The sequence below is a fragment of the Nocardia sp. NPDC041819 genome, from assembly GCF_055590505.1.
The window spans coordinates 686,658-708,696 of record NZ_JBVJAP010000002.1 but is presented as its reverse complement, the minus strand read 5'-3'; the positions used below and the strand labels follow the sequence as shown (position 1 = coordinate 708,696).

The 22,039-nt window shown below is 67.7% G+C and carries 23 protein-coding genes and 1 tRNA gene; 11 read left to right on the top strand and 13 right to left on the bottom strand.

Annotated elements, in window-relative coordinates; translation table 11 throughout:
- Window positions 1–120: 120 nt before the first annotated feature.
- The 4 genes from ACZ6DL_RS10000 to ACZ6DL_RS09985 form a co-directional block, all read right to left on the bottom strand.
- Entirely contained in the window at window positions 121–1,269 is a 1,149-nt protein-coding gene (locus ACZ6DL_RS10000; protein ID WP_466050183.1) for an acyl-CoA dehydrogenase family protein, read from the bottom strand.
- Window positions 1,269–2,498 (bottom strand): acyl-CoA dehydrogenase family protein, encoded by a 1,230-nt coding sequence (locus tag ACZ6DL_RS09995; RefSeq protein WP_466050182.1) that lies wholly within the window; start codon window positions 2,496–2,498, stop codon window positions 1,269–1,271. The genes ACZ6DL_RS10000 and ACZ6DL_RS09995 overlap by 1 nt, the downstream gene beginning before the upstream one ends.
- 195 nt (window positions 2,499–2,693) lie before the next feature.
- On the bottom strand, window positions 2,694–2,900 hold the full coding sequence (locus tag ACZ6DL_RS09990; RefSeq protein ID WP_466050181.1) for a calcium-binding protein: 207 nt from the start codon (window positions 2,898–2,900) through the stop codon (window positions 2,694–2,696).
- 106 nt (window positions 2,901–3,006) lie between these two features.
- Window positions 3,007–3,543, bottom strand: coding sequence for a YdcF family protein (locus tag ACZ6DL_RS09985; RefSeq protein WP_466050180.1), 537 nt, complete (start codon window positions 3,541–3,543; stop codon window positions 3,007–3,009).
- A gap of 145 nt (window positions 3,544–3,688) precedes the next feature.
- Here ACZ6DL_RS09985 and ACZ6DL_RS09980 point away from each other — a divergent pair, with 145 nt between their 5' ends.
- Window positions 3,689–5,011, top strand: coding sequence for a UDP-glucose dehydrogenase family protein (locus ACZ6DL_RS09980; protein WP_466050179.1), 1,323 nt, complete (start codon window positions 3,689–3,691; stop codon window positions 5,009–5,011).
- Between the two features lie 150 nt (window positions 5,012–5,161).
- Window positions 5,162–6,469 (top strand): DUF7159 family protein, encoded by a 1,308-nt coding sequence (locus ACZ6DL_RS09975; RefSeq protein ID WP_357957086.1) that lies wholly within the window; start codon window positions 5,162–5,164, stop codon window positions 6,467–6,469.
- A 146-nt stretch (window positions 6,470–6,615) separates the two neighbouring features.
- Here the strand turns inward: ACZ6DL_RS09975 and ACZ6DL_RS09970 are convergent, their stop codons facing one another.
- From ACZ6DL_RS09970 to ACZ6DL_RS09960, 3 genes are all read right to left on the bottom strand, one after another.
- Window positions 6,616–7,896, bottom strand: coding sequence for a YibE/F family protein (locus tag ACZ6DL_RS09970; RefSeq protein WP_466050178.1), 1,281 nt, complete (start codon window positions 7,894–7,896; stop codon window positions 6,616–6,618).
- A 391-nt stretch (window positions 7,897–8,287) separates the two neighbouring features.
- Window positions 8,288–9,541: a pyridoxal phosphate-dependent aminotransferase gene (locus ACZ6DL_RS09965; protein ID WP_040870789.1), complete on the bottom strand. Its 1,254-nt coding sequence runs from the start codon at window positions 9,539–9,541 to the stop codon at window positions 8,288–8,290.
- Window positions 9,542–9,641: 100 nt separating this feature from the next.
- Complete coding sequence (locus ACZ6DL_RS09960; RefSeq protein ID WP_245549136.1) at window positions 9,642–10,652, bottom strand: tetratricopeptide repeat protein; 1,011 nt, start codon at window positions 10,650–10,652, stop codon at window positions 9,642–9,644.
- 560 nt (window positions 10,653–11,212) lie between these two features.
- Here ACZ6DL_RS09960 and ACZ6DL_RS09955 point away from each other — a divergent pair.
- Complete coding sequence (locus ACZ6DL_RS09955; RefSeq protein ID WP_466050177.1) at window positions 11,213–11,662, top strand: hypothetical protein; 450 nt, start codon at window positions 11,213–11,215, stop codon at window positions 11,660–11,662.
- 77 nt (window positions 11,663–11,739) lie between these two features.
- Here ACZ6DL_RS09955 and dcd read toward each other — a convergent pair whose 3' ends face one another.
- On the bottom strand, window positions 11,740–12,339 hold the full coding sequence (gene dcd / locus ACZ6DL_RS09950; RefSeq protein WP_063052788.1) for a dCTP deaminase: 600 nt from the start codon (window positions 12,337–12,339) through the stop codon (window positions 11,740–11,742).
- A gap of 112 nt (window positions 12,340–12,451) precedes the next feature.
- On the opposite strand from dcd, the gene ACZ6DL_RS09945 reads away from it, so the two are divergent.
- The 4 genes from ACZ6DL_RS09945 to ACZ6DL_RS09930 all read left to right on the top strand — a co-directional run bounded on the left by ACZ6DL_RS09945 (window position 12,452) and on the right by ACZ6DL_RS09930 (window position 15,652).
- Window positions 12,452–13,225: an SDR family NAD(P)-dependent oxidoreductase gene (locus tag ACZ6DL_RS09945; protein WP_466050176.1), complete on the top strand. Its 774-nt coding sequence runs from the start codon at window positions 12,452–12,454 to the stop codon at window positions 13,223–13,225.
- A 300-nt stretch (window positions 13,226–13,525) separates the two neighbouring features.
- Window positions 13,526–14,248, top strand: coding sequence for a phosphatase PAP2 family protein (locus tag ACZ6DL_RS09940; protein ID WP_466050175.1), 723 nt, complete (start codon window positions 13,526–13,528; stop codon window positions 14,246–14,248).
- 612 nt (window positions 14,249–14,860) lie between these two features.
- Window positions 14,861–14,934, top strand: a tRNA-Gly gene (locus tag ACZ6DL_RS09935).
- Window positions 14,935–15,115: 181 nt separating this feature from the next.
- Entirely contained in the window at window positions 15,116–15,652 is a 537-nt protein-coding gene (locus ACZ6DL_RS09930; protein WP_466050174.1) for an NUDIX hydrolase, read from the top strand.
- Here the strand turns inward: ACZ6DL_RS09930 and ACZ6DL_RS09925 are convergent.
- The gene (locus ACZ6DL_RS09925; RefSeq protein WP_466050173.1) at window positions 15,636–17,000 is read right to left on the bottom strand and encodes a hypothetical protein; all 1,365 of its coding nucleotides are present in this window, start codon (window positions 16,998–17,000) and stop codon (window positions 15,636–15,638) included. The genes ACZ6DL_RS09930 and ACZ6DL_RS09925 overlap by 17 nt on opposite strands.
- 235 nt (window positions 17,001–17,235) lie before the next feature.
- On the opposite strand from ACZ6DL_RS09925, the gene ACZ6DL_RS09920 reads away from it, so the two are divergent.
- From ACZ6DL_RS09920 to ACZ6DL_RS09905, 4 genes are read left to right on the top strand one after another with little or no spacing between them, the layout of a single operon-like run.
- Window positions 17,236–17,772, top strand: a complete 537-nt coding sequence (locus ACZ6DL_RS09920) for a hypothetical protein (protein ID WP_466050172.1) — start codon at window positions 17,236–17,238, stop codon at window positions 17,770–17,772.
- Entirely contained in the window at window positions 17,769–18,095 is a 327-nt protein-coding gene (locus ACZ6DL_RS09915) for a hypothetical protein (RefSeq protein WP_466050171.1), read from the top strand. The genes ACZ6DL_RS09920 and ACZ6DL_RS09915 overlap by 4 nt, the downstream gene beginning before the upstream one ends.
- Before the next feature lie 42 nt (window positions 18,096–18,137).
- A complete protein-coding gene (locus ACZ6DL_RS09910) occupies window positions 18,138–18,593 on the top strand; it encodes a hypothetical protein (protein WP_466050170.1) in 456 nt (151 codons plus the stop codon).
- Window positions 18,594–18,605: 12 nt separating this feature from the next.
- On the top strand, window positions 18,606–18,800 hold the full coding sequence (locus ACZ6DL_RS09905; RefSeq protein WP_466050169.1) for a hypothetical protein: 195 nt from the start codon (window positions 18,606–18,608) through the stop codon (window positions 18,798–18,800).
- 182 nt (window positions 18,801–18,982) lie between these two features.
- Here ACZ6DL_RS09905 and ACZ6DL_RS09900 read toward each other — a convergent pair whose 3' ends face one another.
- The 4 genes from ACZ6DL_RS09900 to ACZ6DL_RS09885 all read right to left on the bottom strand — a co-directional run bounded on the left by ACZ6DL_RS09900 (window position 18,983) and on the right by ACZ6DL_RS09885 (window position 22,035).
- Complete coding sequence (locus tag ACZ6DL_RS09900; RefSeq protein WP_466050168.1) at window positions 18,983–20,092, bottom strand: methyltransferase; 1,110 nt, start codon at window positions 20,090–20,092, stop codon at window positions 18,983–18,985.
- Between the two features lie 221 nt (window positions 20,093–20,313).
- Window positions 20,314–20,928, bottom strand: coding sequence for a uracil-DNA glycosylase family protein (locus ACZ6DL_RS09895; RefSeq protein ID WP_466050167.1), 615 nt, complete (start codon window positions 20,926–20,928; stop codon window positions 20,314–20,316).
- A gap of 83 nt (window positions 20,929–21,011) precedes the next feature.
- Window positions 21,012–21,527 carry a flavin reductase family protein gene (locus ACZ6DL_RS09890; protein ID WP_063052777.1) on the bottom strand — a complete coding sequence of 172 codons (516 nt, stop codon included), beginning with the start codon at window positions 21,525–21,527 and terminating at the stop codon, window positions 21,012–21,014.
- Window positions 21,520–22,035 (bottom strand): NADPH-dependent FMN reductase, encoded by a 516-nt coding sequence (locus ACZ6DL_RS09885; protein WP_393232226.1) that lies wholly within the window; start codon window positions 22,033–22,035, stop codon window positions 21,520–21,522. Before ACZ6DL_RS09885 ends, ACZ6DL_RS09890 begins: the two co-directional genes overlap by 8 nt.
- Window positions 22,036–22,039: the final 4 nt, after the last annotated feature.

Below are 22,039 nucleotides of genomic sequence, written 5' to 3'. Positions count from 1 at the left end.
GACCGGCCGGTACAGCGGGCAGCGGGCAGCGGGCAGCGGGCAGCGGGCAGCGGGCAGCGGGCAGCGGGCACAGTACGGAAGTCGGTGCCGGGCCGGAGGCAGCCCCGGCCCGGCACCGGACTACGGGCGGGTCAGTGCGGCGTACCGAGCGAGATGTTCGTCGCTGGAACCGAATTCGTGCTCGACCACGGTGAGCCGCTTGAAGTAGTGGCCGATGGCCAGCTCTTCGGTCATGCCCATCGCACCGTGCAGTTGCACCGCGTTCTGTCCGATGAAACGCGCCGCCCTGGCGACGGTGACCTTCGCCGCCGAGACGGCGCGTGCGCGGTCGTCGGCGGGTGCCCGCAGCGAGTGGACGGCCAGATGTACTGCCGCGACGGCTTGTTCGAGTTCGATGTACATATCGACCATGCGGTGCTGCAACGCCTGGAAACTGCCGATCGGCTGACCGAACTGCTCGCGCTGTTTGGCGTAGTCGATGGTGTCGGCGAGCACCTTGCGCATGCAGCCGACCGCCTCGGCGCAGATCGCCGCGGTGGCGTCCGCGATGGTCGGCTCGATGACGGCCCAACCGTCCGACTCCGTGCCCAGCAACGCGTCGGCGGGCAGGCGCAGGCCGGTGAACACGAGATCGGACGCGGTCCGGTCGTCGATGGTGCGGTAGGAATGCACCTCGACTCCGGCGGGCGGATCGGACGCGTCGAATTCGAGCCGGAACAGCGAGATGCCCGCCTTGTCGCGCCGTTCACCGGAGGTGCGCGCGGTGATCAGCAGATCGGTGGCCAGTGGGGCGCCGGTCACCACGGTCTTCGCACCGTCGAGTACCCAGGCGTCGCCGTCGCGACGGGCGGTGGTGGACACGTCGTGCAGCGCGTGCCCCGACGTCGGTTCCAGCGCCGCGAACGCGATGAGCGCGTCACCGGACACGATCCGGCGCAGCACGGCGTCGGCCTGCTCCCCGCCGGCCCGCTCGAGCAGTCCGGCGCCGATCACGACGGTGTCCACGAACGGCTCGACAACCAGTGCCCGGCCGAGTTCCTCGGCGATCACCATGAGTTCGACGGGGCCGCCGCCGGTGCCGTCCACCCGCTCGGGCAGCGTCGCGCCGAGAATGCCCAGTTCGTCGGCGAATCCGCGCCAGACGGCGGGCTGCCAGCCCGACTCCGATTTCGCTGCGGCGCGGCTCTTCTCCAAGTCGTAGCGGGCGCCGAGGTATCCGGCGATCGCGGAGCGGAGCATTTCCTGCTCGTCGGTAAGCGTGAAGTCCATCAGAGCCCCAATGCTGCTTTGGCGAGGATGTTTCGCTGAATCTCGTTGCTGCCCGCGTATATCGAGCCCGCTCGGTCGTTGAAGTACTTCAGCGGCGCGACGGCCTGCCAGTCCGCGCCGCTGCGGTAACCGTCGGCAGGCGGCGTGAACTGGGCGATCGGCCCGCCCGGCTCGGTGGCGTGCGGCTGGTAGACGCGACCGCGCGGTCCCGCGGCTTCCAGCGCCAGCTCGGTGAGCTTCTGGCTGAGTTCGGTGCCGAGGATCTTGAGTATGGAGGACGCCGGCCCCGGATTCTTGCCCTGCGCCATCGCGGAGAGGGTGCGGTACTCCAGGACTTCGAGCACCTCGGTGCGGATTCGCAGGTCCGCCAGCTTCGCCGCGAACGCGCGGTCGTCGATCAGCGGGTTGCCGTCCGGGCCGGGCTGCTGCGCGGCGTTGACGGCGATGTCCTGGGCCATGACCTGCAGCCAGGGCGCCGCCGCTCCGCCGCGCTCGTGCACGAGCAGATACTTCGCGACGGTCCACCCGTCATCGATCCGGCCGAGCACATTGGTCTTGGGCACGCGCACGTTGTCGAAGAAGACCTGGTTCTGCACCTGTTCGCCCGAGGTCATCACCAACGGCCGGATCTCGATGCCCGGCGCGGTCATATCGATCAGCAGGAACGTGATGCCCTGCTGCTTCTTACCCGTGCGCGAGGTGCGCACCAGGCAGAAGATCCAATTCGCCTCGGTGGCGTGGGTGGTCCAGATCTTGCTGCCGGTGCACACGAAATCCTCGCCGTCGTCGACGGCGGCCATGGACAGCGCGGCCAGGTCGGATCCGGCCTCGGGCTCGGAGTAGCCCTGGCAGAAGAAGACCTCGCCGGTGAGGATGCGCGGCAGATAGAACGCCTTCTGCTCCTCGGTGCCGAACGCGATGATCGCGGGCGCCACCATCCTGATGCCCATCGGCGACAGCGCGGGCGCACCGGCCAGCGCCGATTCCCGCTGGAAGATGTAGTGCTGGGTCAGGCTCCAGTCGCATCCGCCGTGTTCCACCGGCCAGGCGGGCGCCGCCCAGCCGCGCTCATGGAGGATGTGCTGCCATTCCATGCTCGCCTCGTGGTCGGGATACACGCTCGTCGCCAAGCGCCCGGCCCGCCGCAATTCCGGCGTCAGCTTCGCGGCGAGGAATTCCCGCACCTCGTCCCGAAACGCCAGATCCCCCGCTGACCAGTCGTAATCCATCTGCCCTCCCAGAGGGTGTGCACCGTTGCTTCCGTGGCGAATATCCCGCCACCACGAGACAGAATGTACGGCCGCTTCTCTCAGCGAGTCAAACTGACGTCACACGCCCGCAGATTACTGGTGGCGGTGCGGCGAGTGCCGCCGACAGCCGGGCCCACATCACGAACCCGGCTACCCATGGGCACACCTGGAGCGTCAGCCGCAGGAACTCGGTTCACCGATCTTGATCACCGACAGCACCGCCTCACCTTCGCCGATCAACGATCCCGGCGCGGGCGCCTGCGCCACCACGATCCAATTCCGATCCAGCACCTGCATGCGTCCCCGCCCGGTCGCGTCCTTGGATCGGGAGAAGAAGACACCGGCCGCCTGGATCGCGTCCTGCGCATCCTGCAAATTCATGCACACGACGTTCGGCATAGCGGGAAGCCTCCGGTTGCGAGGCCTGAGCACGAGGAGGCATCGATGCCGCGAGAGCGGCGGGCACCGCCGGAGCAGGACGAAGCGGTCAGCAGTCCTCGAAGAAGGCCTTCGCGAAGCCCACGGATTGGTAGGCGTAGTCGTAAGCCCAGTGTGGGAGGGAGAGGTCGGGTTCGGGGTCGGTGAAGAGGAGTTCTCCGCCCCAGCACCTCCCCAGGATGTATCGGGCGCGGGAGATGTGGGGAGTGAAGGTGACGACGATGACTCGGCGCCAGTTGGCGGCGCGGGCGAGGCGGGCCAATTCACGCCCCTCGCCGCGAGTGGTGCGCGGCGACGGGTCGAAGCACAGGACCTCGAAGCTGTAGCCGCCGTGGCAGATCCGGTTCAGCACGGCGCTGTTCTCGTAGGGATCGGAGAACACCACGCGCGGCGCGTACCCCTCGCGCGCCAGGCGCAGGCCCAACTGCTCGCGGCCGTCGTGCGCCCCGCCCAAGACGAGAACGGCATCAGCCGGAGCGGGCGGGTCGGTGCGCGGACGCACGTACACCGGCCATAGCGCGACCGTCGCGACGACCACCGCCAGACCGGCGCCGAGCACGGTCCAGGCCCATCGATGACGTCGCACCACGCCGATGCTAGCGGGGCCACGACTACCGTTGCGCCAGGTCAGGGCACCCGGTCCGGCGCCGTCGCCGCATGTACATCTGCTGTTGCCTTGACCCTTGCCTCGCTGACGTGGCGTGGCCACCGGCGGGGCTTACCAATCGATCATGCGATGCACAGTCTTCGGAACCGGGTATCTCGGGGCCACGCACGCGGCGTGCATGGCCGAACTCGGGCACGACGTCATCGGAGTGGACGTGGACCCGGGCAAGGTCGCGAAGCTGTCCGACGGAGTTGTGCCGTTCTACGAACCGGGCCTGGAGGGTGTGCTGCGCCGCAACCTCGACGCGGGCCGCCTGCGGTTCACCACCTCCTACGCCGAGGCGGCGGCGCACGCGGAGGTGCACTTCCTCGGCGTGGGCACCCCGCAGAAGAAGGGTGAGTACGCCGCCGACCTGAAGTACGTGCACGCGGTGGTGGACACGCTCGCCCCGCTGCTGGAACGCCCCTCGGTGATCATCGGCAAGTCCACGGTCCCGGTCGGCACGGCGGCCGCGCTCGGATCACGCGCCCGCGCACTGAGTTCCGCCGACGTCGAGGTGGCGTGGAATCCGGAGTTCCTCCGCGAAGGCTTCGCGGTCAAGGACACCTTGCGGCCGGACCGGCTGGTTCTCGGCGTCGACCGGGACCGCGCCGCCGCCGGATGGGTGGAGGACCTGGTACGCGAGATATACGCCGACCTGATCACCGCCGAGGTGCCGTTCTTGCTGACCGACCTGGCCACAGCGGAATTGGTGAAGGTCTCGGCGAATGCCTTCCTGGCGACGAAGATTTCGTTCATCAACGCGGTGTCGGAGGTGTGCGAAGCGACCGGCGCCGACGTGACGATGCTGGCCGACGCGCTCGGCTACGACGCGCGCATCGGCCGCCGATTCCTCAACGCGGGCCTCGGCTTCGGCGGCGGGTGTCTGCCGAAGGACATCCGCGCGTTCATGGCCCGCTCCGGTGAGCTCGGCGCCGATCACGCCGTCGCCTTCCTGCGCGAGGTGGACAACATCAATATGCGCCGCCGCACCAAGGTGGTCGACATGGCCGCCCGCGCCTGCGGCGGCTCACTGCTCGGGGCCAACGTCGCGGTGCTCGGCGCGGCGTTCAAACCGGAATCCGACGACGTCCGCGACTCCCCCGCGCTGAATGTGGCCGGCATGATCCAGCTGCACGGGGCGGTGGTGACCGTCTACGACCCCAAGGCGCTGGAGAATTCGCGGCGCGTGTTCCCCACCCTGAACTACGCGACCTCGGTCGCCGAGGCGTGCGAACGCGCCGACGTGGTGCTCGTGCTCACCGAGTGGGACGAATTCACCGCCCTGCGCCCGCGTGATCTGGAGGGCGTGGTGCGCGCCCGCTCGATCATCGACGGCCGGAACTGTCTCAATCGTGCCACCTGGAGAGCAGCCGGATGGGTGTACGCGGGACTCGGCACACCGTAGAGTTGCGGGGCGAGGCGGGCTACTGCCAGACAGACGACCAGTCCGCCCTAAGCACAGCTGATCGCCGACGGTAGGGTCCGTCCAGCGGGCCTCCGCCGACGGACGGCGCAGGCTCGCATGTCGTGCAGTGTGAAACGAGATGGGCAGCTGATGAGTTCGGTACTGGGAGTTTCGGTGGGGGCCGGCGCTGTCCGTATGGCGCGACCACACGCCGACAACCCCCACGGGCATGTCTCCCCGCATTCCTTCGATCTGCAGACCATCCCGGTTGTCGACCAGAGCGTGGAAGAGCTGGCTGCCGAAGCCATCGGCGTCACCCTGGAAGCCACGCCGGGCATCGGCGCCACCGCGATCGCCTACCGCAGTGAGCAGCACGCCCGCGCCATTCGCGCGGCCATGGCGCGCCAGCAGCTGACCAATTACGAACTCGTGCCGGAGATCGCGGCGGCACTCGAGTTCGCGCAGGCCACCGGCGATATCCGGGGCATCTCCTCGCTGGTCGTCTACGACCTGGGCAGCTCGGGCCTGACGGTGAGCGTGGTCGACACCCACTCCCGCGAGGTGCGCCACAGCGAGCGCACCAGCGACATCAGCGGTGACTATCTCGACTCGTTGATTCGTGAGCAGCAGATCGCCTCCGGGCGGATCGCGCATCCGCCGAACGCCGCGGGCCTGGCCGCCCTGGACGCGCTGTGCCGAGAGGCGAAGGAGCAGCTGACCAGCAATACCGCGGTGGCGCTGCCCAGCGAGCAGGGGCTGGTCCTGCTCGCGCAGGAGAACTTCGAATCGTTGATCATGCTGGCGATCGAGTCCTCGGCGCGGATGGCGCGCGACGTGATCGTGCGCTCGGACCGCCCCGTGCACGGTGTGCTGGCCATCGGCGGTTGCGCCCGGATCCCGTTGGTGGCCAAGGTGCTCGAACGCTGGATGGGCGTGCCCGTCATCGTGCCGGACAGCCCGGAGACCGTGATGGCCCGCGGCGCCGCGCTGCTGGCCAGACCGGTGCGCAAGGAGACTCCCGCCGCGAGCGCCGCCCTGGACGACGAGCTGTCACCCGCCTGGCTGGCGGCCCCCGCCCAGCGTGGCAGACGCGAGATCAGCGGGGCCGTGCTGACGGTCAGCGCGCTGGCCGTGGTCGCCGCGATCGGACTCGGCCTCGGCTACGGACCGCAGGTGCTGGAACGGGATTCGCACACCAGCGAGGGCTCGCCGTCGTTGTCGCCGACCACCGCACCGCGCACGACCAGCTTGGATCCGCAGATCGCCGTCGCGCCGGGTACTACGGAGTCGCCCGCCCACGAGTCGGTCGCCGCGCCGCCGCCGAACCGGCGGCAGACCACCAGCGAGGCGCCGCCGACGCCCGGCCCGAACACCATCGTGGTGCCCGGACTTCCACCGATCGTGGTCCCCACGATCCCGCCGGAGGTCTTCCCCTTCCCCCCGCCACCGCCACGCTGAGGGCAACCGCGCGACTCGGGGCAAGGTGGATATCAAGCCTCGACGTGCGGCGGGGTCGGTTCAGGCGCTGACGTGCCCGCCCGATGCGGATCGCCGCCGGAGTCCAAGCGCTGACCCGCCGGAATCCGCGCGGAGGCCGGGCGAAGTCAGGCCCTGGCGTGCCTGGCTCGGCGCGGACGCGGGGGCGGTGTGGGCTCTTTGGCCTTGAACGGCCGGGCCAGCAGCACCGCGATGCCCGTGGTCAACGGCACCGACAGCGCCAGCGCGATACCGCCGACCGCCGAGCGCGCGATCTCGATGGCCACCGCGTCACCGGTCAGCACGTCGCGGATCGACCGTCCCGCCACGCTGAACAGCAGCAGCAGCGGCAGCGCACCACCGGCGTAGGCCAGCACCAGCGTGTAGACGGTGCTGGCGATGTGGTCGCGGCCCACGCGCATGGCGGCGGCGAAAACCTCGCGCCGGGACGCCGATTCGTCGAGGGCGGCCAGCTCGAACGCGGCAGACGCCTGGGTGATCGTGACGTCGTTGAGCACGCCGAGCGAACCGATGATGAACCCGGCCAGCAGCAGGCCGGTGATGCTGACGTGCTCGATGTAGGTCGCGACGTTCGTGTTCTGTTCCTCGGAAAGACCGGTCAGATGAGTGATCTCGATGGTGAGCCAGGACAGCGCGGCGGCGAGCAGCATCGAGGTCAGCGTGCCGAGCAGCGCCGAACTGGTGCGCAGGTTCACCCCGTGGGCGAGATACAGCACCGCGTAGAGGATCAGGGAGCCCGCGACCAACGCGACCGGGATCGCGGGTTTGCCGTCCAGCAAGGCGGGCAGCAGGAACAGCACCAGCACCGCGAAAGCGAACACCAGGCCCAAGAGCGCACGGACGCCGCGCCAGCGCGCCACCGCGATGATCACCACCACGAAGACCACGACGATCAGCGTGAGCGGCATACCGCGTGAGTAGTCCTCGAACGAGTACAGCGGCGTGCCACTCGGATCGGTCTGGCGGACCAATCGCAGTTCGTCGCCCGCGTGCAGGTCGGGTTGCCCTGGGCCAGGGGCGATCTCCAGCAACGTGCGGTTGCCCTTGTGCGGCCCGGACTCGATCGAGATCAGGCTGCGCTGGCAGGTGTAGGCGGTGCTGCGCGGTGGTTCGGGCTTCTCGACGAACACCTTGCCCAGCGACGGACTGCCGCACGGACCGACATCTTGCAGCACCACGGTGCCCGCTTCGGTCTGCACCGCGCCGCCGCCCGCGTTCTGCATCGGCAGCGGGATGTCGATGTGCTGCTTGCTCGGCCACAGCACGATCGCGGCGATGACGACGACGACCCCGATCACGGTGAGTAGCCCGACGACCACGCGCGCCGCGGTCGCGCCGATCGCGATCGGCCCCGAATGATCGTGGTGATGGTGGTGGTGGTCGCTCACCGCGCTCCTACCTGTCAGATGTGGTTCTGCCCGGAGCGAGCCTAAAGGATTTCATTTTCAAGACCGTCGCGGCGTCACCGAACACACTGGATACACGGTCAGAGCGATCCGATCGAAAAGAAAGGGGATTTTAGAGGGGGCGGCGGAGAGCAGGGGGATGTCTCCGCCGCCCGCAGGGCAGGCGGCCCAGGGGGGTAGGCGGCCTAACCCGAGGCCGGATGTGCCCAGGGGGGGTAGGCAATCCGACCAGGCACTCAGAGTGCCGAGAACCACTGTACACAAAAGTACTTCTTTTGCGCTAGTTAGTCGCCAAACCCGACATGTATCCGTACGTGGAGTTTGTTTACCGACTAGAAGCCGGGCGATTATATGGTTCGCCGCCAACTTCTCACTACTGGCGATAGCTGGCGAGGAAGTTGCCGAAGCGTTCGATCGCGACCGCGAGATCCCGGGCCCATGGCAGCGTGACGATCCGCAGATGGTCGTGATCGGGCCAGTTGAAGCCGGTGCCCTGCACCATCAGGATCTTCTCCTGCAGTAGCAGATCCAGGATCAGCTTGGAGTCGTCGTAGATCTCGTAGACGTTCGGATCCAGCTTCGGGAACGCGTAGAGCGCGCCCTTCGGCTTCACACACGACACGCCGGGGATCATGTTCAACCGCTCCCAGGCGACGTCGCGCTGTTCGAGCAGCCTGCCGCCGGGCAGGATCAGATCCTCGATGCTCTGATGACCGCCGAGTGCGACCTGAATCGCGTGCTGCGCGGGCACGTTCGGGCACAACCGCGAAGACGCGAGCAGGTCGATGCCCTCCAGGAAACCGGCCGCGTGCTCCTTCGGGCCGGTGATCGCCAGCCAGCCCGAGCGGTAGCCCGCGACCCGGTAGGCCTTGGACAGCCCGTTGAAGGTCAGGCACAGCAGGTCGGGCGCCATGGTGGCCAGTGAGATGTGCTTGGCGTCGTCGTAGAGGATCTTGTCGTAGATCTCGTCGGCGAGCAGCAACAGCTGATGCTTGCGCGCGAGGTCGGCGAGCTGCTGGAGCACTTCGGCGGAGTACACGGCGCCGGTGGGATTGTTCGGGTTGATCACCAGCAGCGCCTTGGTGCGGTCGGTGATCTTCGATTCGATGTCCGCGATATCGGGCTGCCAGCCGTTGGCCTCGTCACACAGGTAGTGCACGGGAGTGCCGCCGGCCAGGCTGGTCATGGCGGTCCACAGCGGGTAGTCCGGGGCCGGGATCAGCACCTCGTCGCCGTTGTCCAGCAGGGCCTGCATGGTGATGGTGATCAGCTCGGAGACGCCGTTGCCGAGGTAGACGCCGTCCACGTCGAGTTCGGGGAAGCCGGGCACGAGTTCGTAGCGGGTCACGATCGCGCGCCGCGCCGACAGGATGCCCTTGGACTCGGAGTAACCCTGGGCGTACGGGAGCGCCGCGATGATGTCGCGCATGATCACATCCGGCGCCTCGAACCCGAATGGGGCGGGGTTGCCGATATTGAGCTTGAGGATGCGGTGGCCCTCGGCCTCCAGCCGTGCCGCGTGCGCGTGTACCGGTCCACGGATCTCGTAGACGACGTTCTGGAGCTTCGTGGACTGCTCCAGAACACGCGGGGGGCGGTGCGGATGATGAGGACTCACCCGTCCCATGGTGCCATCCGTCGCAACCGGATAAACCGTCACTCCGAGCTGGTCCCCGGGCTCCGCGCCCGCGACGGCGTCCCGGGCACAGCGAAGTGTGACACGTCACTCACTGGGCCGGGCCCCCCGGCGGGATGCCCTTCGCCGCGGTGGAGCCGCAGAATTCCTCGATCCGCTCGTCCAACCGGCGCGCCTCGACCGAGTCGCGGAAGGCCGGGGCCGCGATCCCCCTGCGCATATCGGTCAGCCTCTCCTCGAGCTGCGCGATGCGTTTGTCCTCGTCGAGCCCCAGCACCGGTTGCAGCGCCTCGGCCGCGCCGTCCAGGCTGCCGTTGATCAGGTGGGCGGCCGCGCAGTCGACCCTGGCCAAGGCTTCCGCGCCGTAGGAGCGCTGTTCGGACGGCCCGTTCGAGTACAGCTCGATGGCCCGCTGCGTGGCGCCGAGCGCGCGTTCCGCCTGACCGAGGTGGATATAGGTGGCGCCGGCGTAGTAATTGGCCTTGGCGTCGTTGAACCCGAAGACCCCGCCGACTTCGTCGTGCAAGGTGTCGGTCGCGGCGATCTCGCGGGCGTCGTCGGCCGCCCGGACGCAGCGATCGGTGTCCGCGGCGCTGCCCAGCGCCGACCAGATGCGCGCCTCGATGTTGAGCAGGCGCACCTGTGCGGTCGCCGACTCGGCGAACTCCTGCCCGCTCTGGGCGAGCTGAACCGCCCGGCGGGGGCGCTGCGACCAATACTCGATCAGCGCGTGCATGCCGCGGGTCCAGGCGCGAAGCCCGTTGTGCCCGCACAGCTCCGCGTAGGCCCAGGCGGCACGGACCTGCTCCCCGGCCGCGTCGTAATAGCCCAGGTCGGTGCTCGCGTTGGCGAGCAGACCCGAGAGCGTGCCCGCCAAGAGATACAGATGACCGGTATCGGCGGGCCGCTGATGGCCTTCCAGCAATCGGTACACCCGGCGTCGCACCCGCACCATGTCCACCATCATCGGCACCGGCGGAATACGCACGTAGTCGTTCGCGATGCGCACCACATCCGCGTCGAGCTGTTCCAATGTGCTCGCACCGACATTGGTGCTCTCGGCCTTGCCGGCGTGCTCGCTGGCCTCGTGGGCAGCCGCCATGATCAGATCCCTCTCCGAAATCGCTGCTAACGCAACACCTCTCATCGCACCGGCGTCTATGAGAGCCAAAAGGTCCGCGTCACTCGAATAATCAACGCGCGCCGAGGCGTCGGCGCGCGCGTCGAATCCCGGCGGGACGGCTCGATCGCTCGAGGGCTGATCGATCAAAGCCGCGAACCGGGCTCGCACCACATCGTCGGACCTGGCCAGTGAGGTATCCAGAGCGGCTTGGTTGATCGGTCGTGGATGAACCCGGACGCCCCCGGCTTCCCACTTCGACACCAAGCGTTCGTGCACACCCAGATGGGCGGCGAATTCCCTGATGCTCATCCGCTTGGCATCGCGAAGGGCGCGGGCCTCTTTGCCTGACCAATGCCTGACCACGGTGCCATCCCTTCCGAACGAACCCCTTCCAGAGTACGAGCGGATTGTGAGCACGGCCACAGCTGAAATGTGACCGGCATCAATGGCAGTGGAAGGGCAGCGGTAAGCGGGCTGACGGGCGATACCCAATCACGCTGCGGGCCGCGAACATTGAGTCGGAAGGCAAGGAGTTCGCCGTGAATGTCGAGAAGCTCAGGACCGTGGACGATTGGGTGGCGTTCTATCGGCACGAGTTCGGGTTGCCGGTCACCGAGCGTGGCGGTTTCGCCATGCTGCCGGTCACCAGTCGCGTCTGCGTAGTCCACCTGCCGACCGCGCGTGCCGAAAAGGTCCGCGTCGCATTGGAACAGCAGGGGACGAGGGGTCCCATGTTGGCCAGGCAGATCCGATGGAGTTTCCTCGCCGAGCCCGACAGTCGACCGGGGCCACAGGTGCTCGAGGTGCTCAATCGGCTGGATATCGGCCTGCCCGCCGTGGGCAGCGCCGTGATGTTGCCGACTGGTCTCGGTCGCTGGACCCGGGAAGGGTGCTTCTGGGTCAACCCACCGAGCCGCGGCGACGCGCTTCCACCGCTGTCCGTCATCCTCACTACGGCGCTCGCGGTGGGAGCGGGCGGCGGGGACTGATCACCTCCGCGGTCAGATCCCCGCTGCCGTCCGCCGGGTCCGCTTGTCCTCCACAGTCGACGAAGCGGACCCGGCGGTCAGCGTGTTTCGGCGGCGTCGATCGCGGCGGCCGGAATCGGGAAGTTGAGATAGGACCGCGACGGAGTCGGCCCGCGCTGGCCCTGATACTTCGAACCCGCCACGGCGCTGCCGTACGGATGCTCCGCCGGGCTGGTCAGCCTGAGCAGGCACAACTGGCCGATCTTCATACCGGGCCACAGCGTGATCGGCAGATTGGCCACGTTGGACAGTTCCAGCGTGATGTGCCCGCTGAACCCGGGATCGATGAAGCCCGCGGTCGAGTGGGTCAGCAGGCCCAATCGGCCCAGGCTGGACTTGCCCTCCAACCGTCCGGCCAGATCGTCCGGCAGCGTGCACACCTCGAGGGTGGAGCCGAGCACGAACTCGCCGGGGTGCAACACGAACGGTTCACCGTCGGCCGGCTCGACCAGACTGGTGAGCTCATCCTGCTGCTTCGCGGGATCGATGTGGGTATAGCGGGTGTTGTTGAACACCCGGAACATCCGGTCCAGGCGCACGTCGATGCTCGACGGCTGGATCAGGTTCTCCAGCAGTGGCTCGACCCCGAGACGCCCAGCGGCGATCTCCGCGCGGATGTCACGATCGGAAAGCAGCACGCGACGAGCGTAGCGCCTGCTCGCCGGGGCTCCTCAGCCGCACAGTGATATAGAGAGGGCGATATCCTCGCATTCATTCGGGCGGCGCCGCCCGCGATCGAAGGGATGAACCATGGCCGAGGGCTCGCTGTTCGACCTGACCGGCCACGTCGCCGTCGTCACCGGAGGTAACTCCGGCATCGGTCTCGGCTTCGCCCGTGGGCTCGCGCAGGCCGGAGCCGACGTCTGCGTGGTCGGCCGCAACGCCGAGCGCAACGAGGCCGCCGCCGCCGAATTGACCGCCTTCGGCGGCCGCGTGCTGGCGCTGAGCTGCGACGTGGGCGAGGAGCAGCAGGTGATCGACACCTTCGGGCGCGCGACCGCCGAACTCGGCCGCATCGACTCCTGCTTCGTGAACGCCGGTGTCAGTCAGGGTTTCATCCCGTTCGTGGAGACCGATCTCGCGGAATTCCGCCGGGTCACCTCCCTCAACCTCGACGCCGCGTTCGTGACGCTGCGCGAAGCGGCGAAGGTCATGCTCGCCCAGGGTGAGGGCGGCAGCCTGGTCGCCACCGCGAGCCTCGCCGCCCAGCAGGGTGTTCCGCGCGGACAGTCCTACGCGGCCAGCAAGGCGGGGCTGATCGCCATGGTCAACTCGATCGCGGTGGAGCTGGCCAAGCACGGCATCCGCGCGAACTCGGTGCTGCCCGGCTGGGTCGAGACGCCGATGACCGAGGGGGCCTTCGCCTGGGACCGTTTCCGCGAGCGCGTCCACCCGAGGATCCCGGTTCGCCGCTGGGGCCTGCCGAGCGATTTCGAATCCGTCGCCGTCTACCTCGCCAGCCCCGCCAGCGCCTACCACACCGGCGATACTCTCTTGATCGACGGCGGTTACAGCAAGTTCTGAGGTCTATCCGCGTCGGAGATGCGGCGCTTGATCCGCCGACCTGCGCTCGGAGTGTCGACTGGCAGTGGCGGTCGTCACAGGATGGCCGACCCCTGTCATCGCCTCCCTCGAGAGGCCCAGGCCACAACGTGACGATGGTCGGCCTCGGATACATCCGCCGTACCCAACGCTGTCGCCCCGGCGCAGGAAGCACTTGGCGCCGGCGCGGATCGCTTTGGTGTTCGCCGACCTCGCCGGTGTCATCCGGGGCGGGAAGCGGACCGGGTTACCTCGCAGCGTCCGGCGTGGCAACGTGGAGTGGTGACCTCCTCCCGCATCCGGAACGTCATCGTGATACTCACCGCGTTGCTGGTGGTGTGCGCCGCGGTTCTCACGGCAGGCGTGGTCGGGGGCGGCGGCCCCGGCGAGGTCGATCGCGGCATCGCCGACTGGGCGATCACGCACCGCAGCGACGCACTCACCCCGGTCGCGGTGGTCGTCAGCGTGCTGGGCGGCACGCTCGCCATGACGGCCCTGGCCACCGCCGCCTGCCTGGTGCTGTCCTGGCGGCGGCGCTGGACGTCGGCGGCGCTCGTCGCGATCACCGGGCTCGGCGGTGGGTTACTGGTGCGCGGCGGCAAACGGCTGACCGACCGGGACCGCCCGCCCGTCGAGGAACACCTGATCAACGTGTCCAACCAGGCCTATCCGTCCGGGCACAGCCTGGGCTCGTTCGTCGTGGTCGGCATCGTTCTGGTGGTCGCGCTGCCCGGCATCCACGGACCCGCCCTCCGAGCGGGCACGGCGATCGTCGCCGCCTTGTTCGTCGCCGCGGTCGGCCTGTCCCGCATCTATCTCGGCGTCCACTGGACCACGGACGTCGTCGGCGGCTGGTGCTTCGGCGCGCTGTGGCTCATCCTTTGCCTGACTGTTCATCGGCATTTGATGTCCGGCGAGCCGGGCGCGTCCAGGAGCCACCTTTCGAGCAGAGAGACGGACAAGACCGTGACTCCTCCGGCCATCGAGCAGACTAGTCCGGAGTAGCTACCCGGCGGCCGTACTGAGGTCCGAGCAGCTCGTCAGCAGCCCGATTCGAGATCGAACGGCCAGACACCGGAAATAGGCGCGGCCCGGCCCGGCTGATGGACCCGAGGCCGCCGATTGCGCGCGTCATCGCGGCTCGGCCATCTCTTCGAGCAGGCGCGTGATCCCGGCCTCCGCAATCCCTTTCGCGCGCCCGAGATCGTCGGTCGTCTCGGAGCACACGCGGATCAACCCGCCCTCGGACGGTGTCGCGGCCGGAGCGTTCGACCGCACTCAGCGGCCCTGAGTGAGCGAGCTTTTCACGCGTCCGCGCCGCGCCCGACCGCGCAACACGCCGATTTCCGGCGAAGAATTTCCGCAACGGGCTGGCTACCGGTTGATAGCGCACAGCTCGAGACCCCTTCGACCAGGGATCTCCAGAGCTGGTTTTTGGGAGGATTTTGGGAGGGATTTTGTGAAGGAACCCGCCCGAACGCCGCCGAACGCGGCTCAACGCAAGATCAGCTCTCCCTCACCACCGACTCGTATCGGAAGGACATCCCCGCAGGTCAGAGCCGTCTACCAGGGCCTTTACCGCACCCGCTCGTCGTCTGCTAAAGTCTCGGGTACCTTGCCGATGTAGTTCAATGGTAGAACTTCTGCTTCCCAAGCAGACAGCGCGGGTTCGATTCCCGTCATCGGCTCCACCGCAAAACCCGCCCTGATCAGGGCGGGTTTGTTTTTGAGATCAGCGGTCGAGTGGGCACTGTACCCAATGGGCATTCGGTAGTGGCGGCACACCGGAATCGGTCGAATCACCCCAGGTCAGAGCACACGGAAGAGTTGCTCGCGATCCCCGCTGTGGTCTTTGGTTGCTACCTTCGACATGTGAGCCGAACCCAGTGGACTATCCACGGCGAGCACCTCGTCGACGAGAACCGACACATCCGACTCTCTACCGTTGACGTCGAATTGCCTGACGGCGTGAGGTTCACGCAGTACGTCGCCCGGATGCCGCGATGCGCAATGACACTGGTCTTGAACGAGAAGCGCGAAGCCCTGCTGATGTACCGGCATCGGTTCATCATCGACCGATGGGTGTGGGAACTACCCGGAGGCTACGTCGACGGTGCCGAGGACGTAGCACTCGCCGCGGCTCGCGAAGTCGAGGAAGAGACCGGCTGGCGTCCGCGCACCATGGAACACCTCGTCACCTACCAGCCAGCGATCGGCACGCTCGACCAACCGCAGCAGATTTACCTTGCGCACGGCGCCGATCTGACCGACAACCCGCCGGACATCAACGAGGCCGAACGGATCGACTGGATCCCGTTATCCGAGGCGATCGCGATGATCGACAGCGGGGAGATCGTCGGCGCAGCAACAGTCGTCGCGCTGTATCGCGCTCTCACTCTGTCGCTCTAGTCGCGGCGACCACCCGCCGCCGGAACTCCGCAACGCCATCGAGTTCGTCGTACGGAGCGAGTCGGAACCGGACTTCGCGAAGGTAGGAATAGCTGCGTCGCGACTCGAGTCCGCCCGCCAGTTCGAGCGCCTCGCCGCCGATGCGCGCCGCCTCATGCGGGTCGACATCCGCGACGGCAGATGCGAGCAGGCACAGGTTGAACGCTCGACCCCGCAGATAGCCGTCGGACATGTCGAGGGATTGCTCGGCGTAGCGAGCCGCCCGGGCAAGGTCTCCCAGGTCCCGGAAGCAGTGAGCGGTCTTGGCCGACAGGTAGGCGCCGTCGAAGTAGTTCAGCCACTCCGGCCGACCGGAATCGCCGCGGCCGAACGCGCGTTCAGCTGCGTTCAAAGATGTTGCGCAAGACGATTTGTCTAATCGCGCGGCGTGGCCGTGCGCCTCGACCATCAGGCACTCGGATTCGAGCGCGGCCAAGCCGGCGTTTCGAGCTGCGATCTGCGCGGCGCGGGCGAGGTCGACGGCATCGCCCGGGCGGCCGACGTACGTCGCCTGGTGACTCATCGCTGCAAGGATCTCCGCGCCGAGTCCGGCGTCGCCCGCGGCGCGCGACATCCTCAACGCCTGTATGAGGTAGCGCTGCGCGACTCCATGTTCCTCGAGATCGTAGGCGGCCCAGCCCGCCAGCTTCGTGAGCTCGGCAGTGGTGGCGAACAGCTGCCGCCCGATGCGCTCGTTGTAGCTGCCGCGCAGCAGTGGGGCAACGGAACTGTGTAGGTAGTAGTGGACGATCGTCGAGCGCACCTTGCCCCCACCGACACGGTTGTCGAGGTCTCGAAACGCAGTTGTCATGGTCCGCACGGCATCGACGTCGCCCTGTCCTATACGACGAGTTCCGGCGGAGACCGGGTGCTCGGGTCCCGGCAAGGTCAGCCACCGCATCGACGCGGCCGGGTAGACCGCGACTGCGTACGATGCGCCGACTAGGAACCGCCTGCGCTCCACATCGCTCCTCCACAGCGCTGTTGCCGAAGCGGTCGCCTCGGCGAGACTCAACGAGAACTCCAGTCCGAGATCGGCCCCCTCTCCTCCGCCGGCCATCCCGCAGTCGGCAGCGGTAACCCGGCGGCCCGCGACCTCAGTGAGACACTCCGCGATCAACTCGGGCCCTGGTGAATTGGGTTGTTCGCCTGCCAGCCAGCGCCCGACCGAGGTGTGGTCGTAGCGCAACTCGACGCCGACCGCGCGGCCGCGCTCGACGACTCTGCGGGCGAGCGCCTTGTTCGGTAGGCCCGTCTCCTCGAGCAGTTCGGCAAGTTGCGTGTTGGGCTGCTTGGGCTGCCGTCCCATTTCCGGAGTGTGGCACGCGAAATGCCTGGCACGCCATGAATTCGCGCCCGTGCACACCCCGTGTGCACACGCCCGCCCAGCATGCACGCCTTATGGCGGGGCGCCCACTCGACGTGTCCTTGATCTATGCATCCGGCGCCGGGTGATGCCAGCCCATCGGCAGCACTGAGCTGCCAGCCGATGGCGAGAGCCCCGGCGCCGGGTGCACACCAACGCACCCAGCAGTGAGGACGGTATGACCGCAAAGGCGATCGGGTTCCTGCGAAAGGATTTGGCAACGGACCCCCTGCGAGACGCAACGACGATCCGCGAACTTGCCGAGCGAGTGGGCCACACGCTCATCGAAATATTCACGCCCGGTGACGAGGTCGAGCCCGAACCCGCCACGTGGTTACTTGCCCGGATCCACCGCCACCGTGCCGCGGCAGTGGTGATCGCGGACCAGCGCCACATGGCGGAGCCGGTGATCGACGCGATCACCGCGGTGTGCAGTGTCGTTACGCCCGTCCAAAACATCCCCCGTCACGTCCAGTCTCCGGAGGGGCGAGCGATGGAGTACGAGTATTCGCCCGCGTTGGACGCCGTGCGCGCCGCATTCGAGGCCGACGACGCGGCGAAGCTCGCTATCGCACGCACCGAGGGTCCGCTGTGGATGGCTGTGGACAAGCCGCAGACATGGGTGTTGGTCGATGAGGACGGCACGCCGGGAGAAGAGTTCAGCGTCGGTCCGACGTTCGGCGCATCGGAGCCGCACGAGGGTGATGCCGAGTGAACGGGTGGGTCACCTTCGCAATCGGTCTCGGCGCCGCGCTCGTGGTCATGGTGCCGGTAGTCGCGGCCTCGATGTGGTGGCAGGCTCCCGCCGACCGCGAGGCCGCCGAGGCGCGCGTCGCTGAGCAGCGAATGGACAACACGGTGTGGGCTAGGGGATTTCAGAACGATGCGCCGGAGCGGGATCTCGGTATCCACGAGGCGCACATGGCAATGCAGCGGCATCGCGGGTGCAACGCAGACGAGTGCCGACGTAAGGCGGCGGCACGGCAAGTCCTGATAAGCGCGGGCCGGATGAAACCTGACACCTCACGGGAGTACTGAGCGCGCAGGTCGCTCAGGTAGAAGAAAGAATGAGGGAATCCCATGCTGTCTCGCTTCAACGCAATAATTCTCGTCGGGCTCCTCTGCTCTGCGGTGCTCGGCACCGCACCGGCCGGGGCTACGACCAGCGCTCACCCGCAGTTCATCGCTGCCAAATCTTGCGGTTTCGAATTCACCTACAGTCGGCCGTCGGTGTACCCGCCGAAGATCACGGGAGACGGTGTCGCCCAGTGCGACGGGCCGCCCGAAGAGCACATCTTGACTTTGGCGCTGGAATACCAGCAGGGCGGTAGGTGGGTGAACGCCGCGCACATCACCGATGCCGCGATCCCGGCGACCCCGCCGAAATCCAGGAGGTACGAGGTGAGCGCAGCCTGTTACGCGGGCACCTGGCGTGTCAGTATGAGCGTGACAGGCCGCATCCAGGGCAACCCGTTCGTGTTCAGCGACCACTCGAGAACGCGCGAGGTACCGATCAGCCAATGCCCGAGCCGATGAGAAGGATCTCTGGTGCCGAACTTTGACGTGAGCAAGTCCCGGGAATTGCGGGACAAGGTCCAACCGATCTACGAGGAAGTAGCGGCCCTGCTCGGTGCTGCGCATCCGGCGGCGGTGGCGCTGCAACAGGCGGCAACCGAACTCGCCACCGCCGCACCCGGCCCCCGACGCTACGGCGACCACGAACCAGATCACCCAACCATGTGAGAACGACAGAACCCGATCGAGTGCGCCGCGGCGCACTCGATCGTCTGCGTTGAGGTGTCGGCCGCCGGGCGATCACCCGGCAAATCCCAACCACGCTAGAGGAACCTCGACCGGTAGGCACTCATCTATCGAGTCGCACGTGGCTGAGGCGAATCGCGAGAGACCCCTCCGTCATGTGCCGCTCAACGCGGCACCAGGCGGTAGAGGGACGTTGTTTCGGCGGCGCGGGCGGTGGCGAGCGGGGAATCCGGGTCGTGGGCCCGGCCGTGGCTGGGGCGGGTGTCCATTTGAGCCACTATTCGGAGGCCGGCGGCCGTGATGCGGGTGGGTAGTTCCTCGCGGGTGCGCAGGCCGAGGTGTTCGGGGAGATCGGAGAGGATCAGCCAGCCTTCGCCGCCTGGGTTCAGGTGGGCGGGGAGGCCGGAGAGGAAGGCGTGCAGCATGGACGAGTTCTCGTCGTAGACACCGCTTTCCAGGGCCGAGGTGGGTGTGCCGGGGAGCCAAGGTGGGTTGCACACCACGAGGTCGGCCTTGCCGTCCGGGAAGAGAGCGGGGCCTTTCACGGCAACGGAGGACAGGCCCAGCCGGTCGAGATTGGCACGAGCGCAGGTAAGTGCGCGAAAACTCTTGTCAGTGGCAATGATTCGGAGGCACCCGCGTCGAGCGAGGATCGCGGCGAGCACGCCGGTTCCCGTGCCGAGATCGAAGGCGGTATCGGCGCGTTCGGGTAGGGGCGCGGTGGCGACGAGGTCGACGTACTCGCCCCGCACCGGGGAGAACACGCCGTAGTGCGGATGGATATGGTCGCCTAGGGCGGGCACGTACACGCCCTTCTCTCGCCATTGCGCCGCACCGAGCACGCCGAGCAGTTCGGTGAGCGCGACCACCGTACGCCCCTGCGGCAGGCCGTACGCCTCGGTGCACGCGCGGCGCACGTCGGGTGCGCGGCGCAGCGCCAGGGAATAGTCGTCTTCCAGCAGCACGAGCAACTTGCCGAGCACTTCCGCGCGCCGACGACGCGACGCGCGATACCGCCGGAACGCTTCGGCCGAATCATCGCCCGGCGGAACCTTCCGGTCCACCCGTCGGCCCATCGCACGCAGCAGTTGCCGCGCATTGTGGAAATCACCGCGCCACAGCAGGCCGGTTCCCGTTCGCGCCAGCCGGCAAGCCGCGGCGGCGGTCGTGCGGTCGTTCACCACCACGACCGGGTCAGGTGGCGGCGCGCCATTCGCCGAATGCCAGCGGGCGGTCGTATAGATGTCGTCTTCGGTCCAGGAAACGGTGGACACCACGAACTCCTCGTGATCGAACGTGCATGGGCACGACGAGCACTTCGCCGCAGGGTCGCGAACAGAGCTGTGCGGCTACCGCACAGGAATCACCTGGTTTGGCTACACCCGCGCCGAAGTGCGCGAGGAATCACCGAGAACCATACCGAGCGTCACGACCAGGACCTTTCCGAGGGAGACGCACGAGTCTCCCACAGCGGCGACTACCGGAGCAAAGCCCCTCAGCCGAGCAACCGGACGGCCGTGCGGATCGCCGCTTCGAAGCTGCGGCGATTGTCCGGATGGTTGATGCCGGGCGGAGAAGGCGAGGCTCCGTGCACCAAGTGGATATCCGCGCCGGTCAACGACATTTTCCGCCAGGCATGCTGTGCCGGACGGCCGAGCAGGACGACCACGCGCAGCCGCGGAAGCAGTTCGAGCATTCGGCGCGTGTACGGCGCGGCCCTGCCGAGTTCGAAACGGGAGGGGGCGCCACCCGTGATCGGAAACGGACAGGCGTTCCAGGCGGTACACCGCGCCCGGTCCAGACCGGTCGCGGCACCTGTGCGGAAGAAGTTCTCCGCACCCACGTCATCGTTGTCCCAGCTGAGAAACCTTCTGTCGAGCAGGTCGGGATCAGCGTCGCCCTCGGGGGCTTTCAGCACGAACAACAGCTCCGCCTCGACACCGCCGAACAGCGGATCGATGTAGGGTAGATTTTCGAAACGGGTATCCGCTTCGATGCGATCGACCAGCTGATTGAGCGCGCGAACGTGCGGCATCTCGATCGCGGCCGCGGCCCGTTCGCGCCGAATCCGGCTCTCGCTCAGAGCTCTCGGATGATCGGGGATCTTCACGGGCCACCTCGGGAACCGCCGACAGCGCTACAGCATCACCCTACGCGCCCGGAAGCGGTCGCCGGGCGGTTCTCACCCGCGATTCAGGCCGCCCCGTTCGCCGTTTCGGCGTGCAACCGCCGGAACTTGCTGCCGTGGAAGACGAGAGGGTCGACGTCGGTGCGGGTGGCGATGCGGTGGATACGCAGGATGACGACCGCGTGGTCGCCCGCTGGGACGTGCGCCTCCTGAACGCCCTCGATCCAAGCGGACGCGCCGTCGATGAACACGGCGTCGCCCGACCCCCGGTGCAGTTGGATGTCGCGGAAGCGGTCGCCGTCGCGGGTGCCCAGCGTGCGGGCGGCGGCCTGCTGGTCGGTGCCGAGCAGGCTCAGGCCGAGGTGGCTCGCGGCGGCGAGCTTGGGCCAGGTGGCCGAGGAGTTCTGCACGCAGAACGAGACCAGGGGCGGGTCCAGCGAGACGGGAACGAACGTGCTCACCGCCAGACCGTGCGGCGTTCCGTCGATTTCGGCGCACACCGCGACGACACCGCTGGGGAAATTCGCGAACGCGCGACGCAGACCGGCTCCGTCGGCGGGGAATTCGAACAGGTCATGCATGATTCGCAGCCTTCGAGCTGTGGGCCAGTGCCTGGGCGACCGAACGCCACCGACCACTGTACCGGTCGATGACGCCATCCTCGGCGAATGTGCGATCGGACAGGTAGAGCCCGGGCAGTGCGGCGGTGGCCCCGATTTCCACGAGCACGGGCTTGAGCAACAGGTCGGGCGCCAGGGCGTGGGCCGGTCCGGCGCCGAGCATCACCGGGACCGCTAGCACGCCTTCCAGGCCGGTTCCGCCCTCGAACTGTTCGAGGAACAGCTTGAGCAGACCGGTGTAGGTCGCCTTGAAGGTGGGGCTGGCGAAGACGACGAGTTCCGAGCCCGCCACGGTGCGCACCGCCTCGGCCACGGCCGGGTCACCCCAGCTGAGCAGGGCGGGACCGAACTCGACCAAGTCGATCACGGTGGGTTCCACCTCCGGACGCAGTCCCCTGGCGACCGAGGTGGCCGCGGTGAGCGTGCGGGAGGCGGGTTTCGGATTGCCGACGACGACAGTGACTGTCATTTCG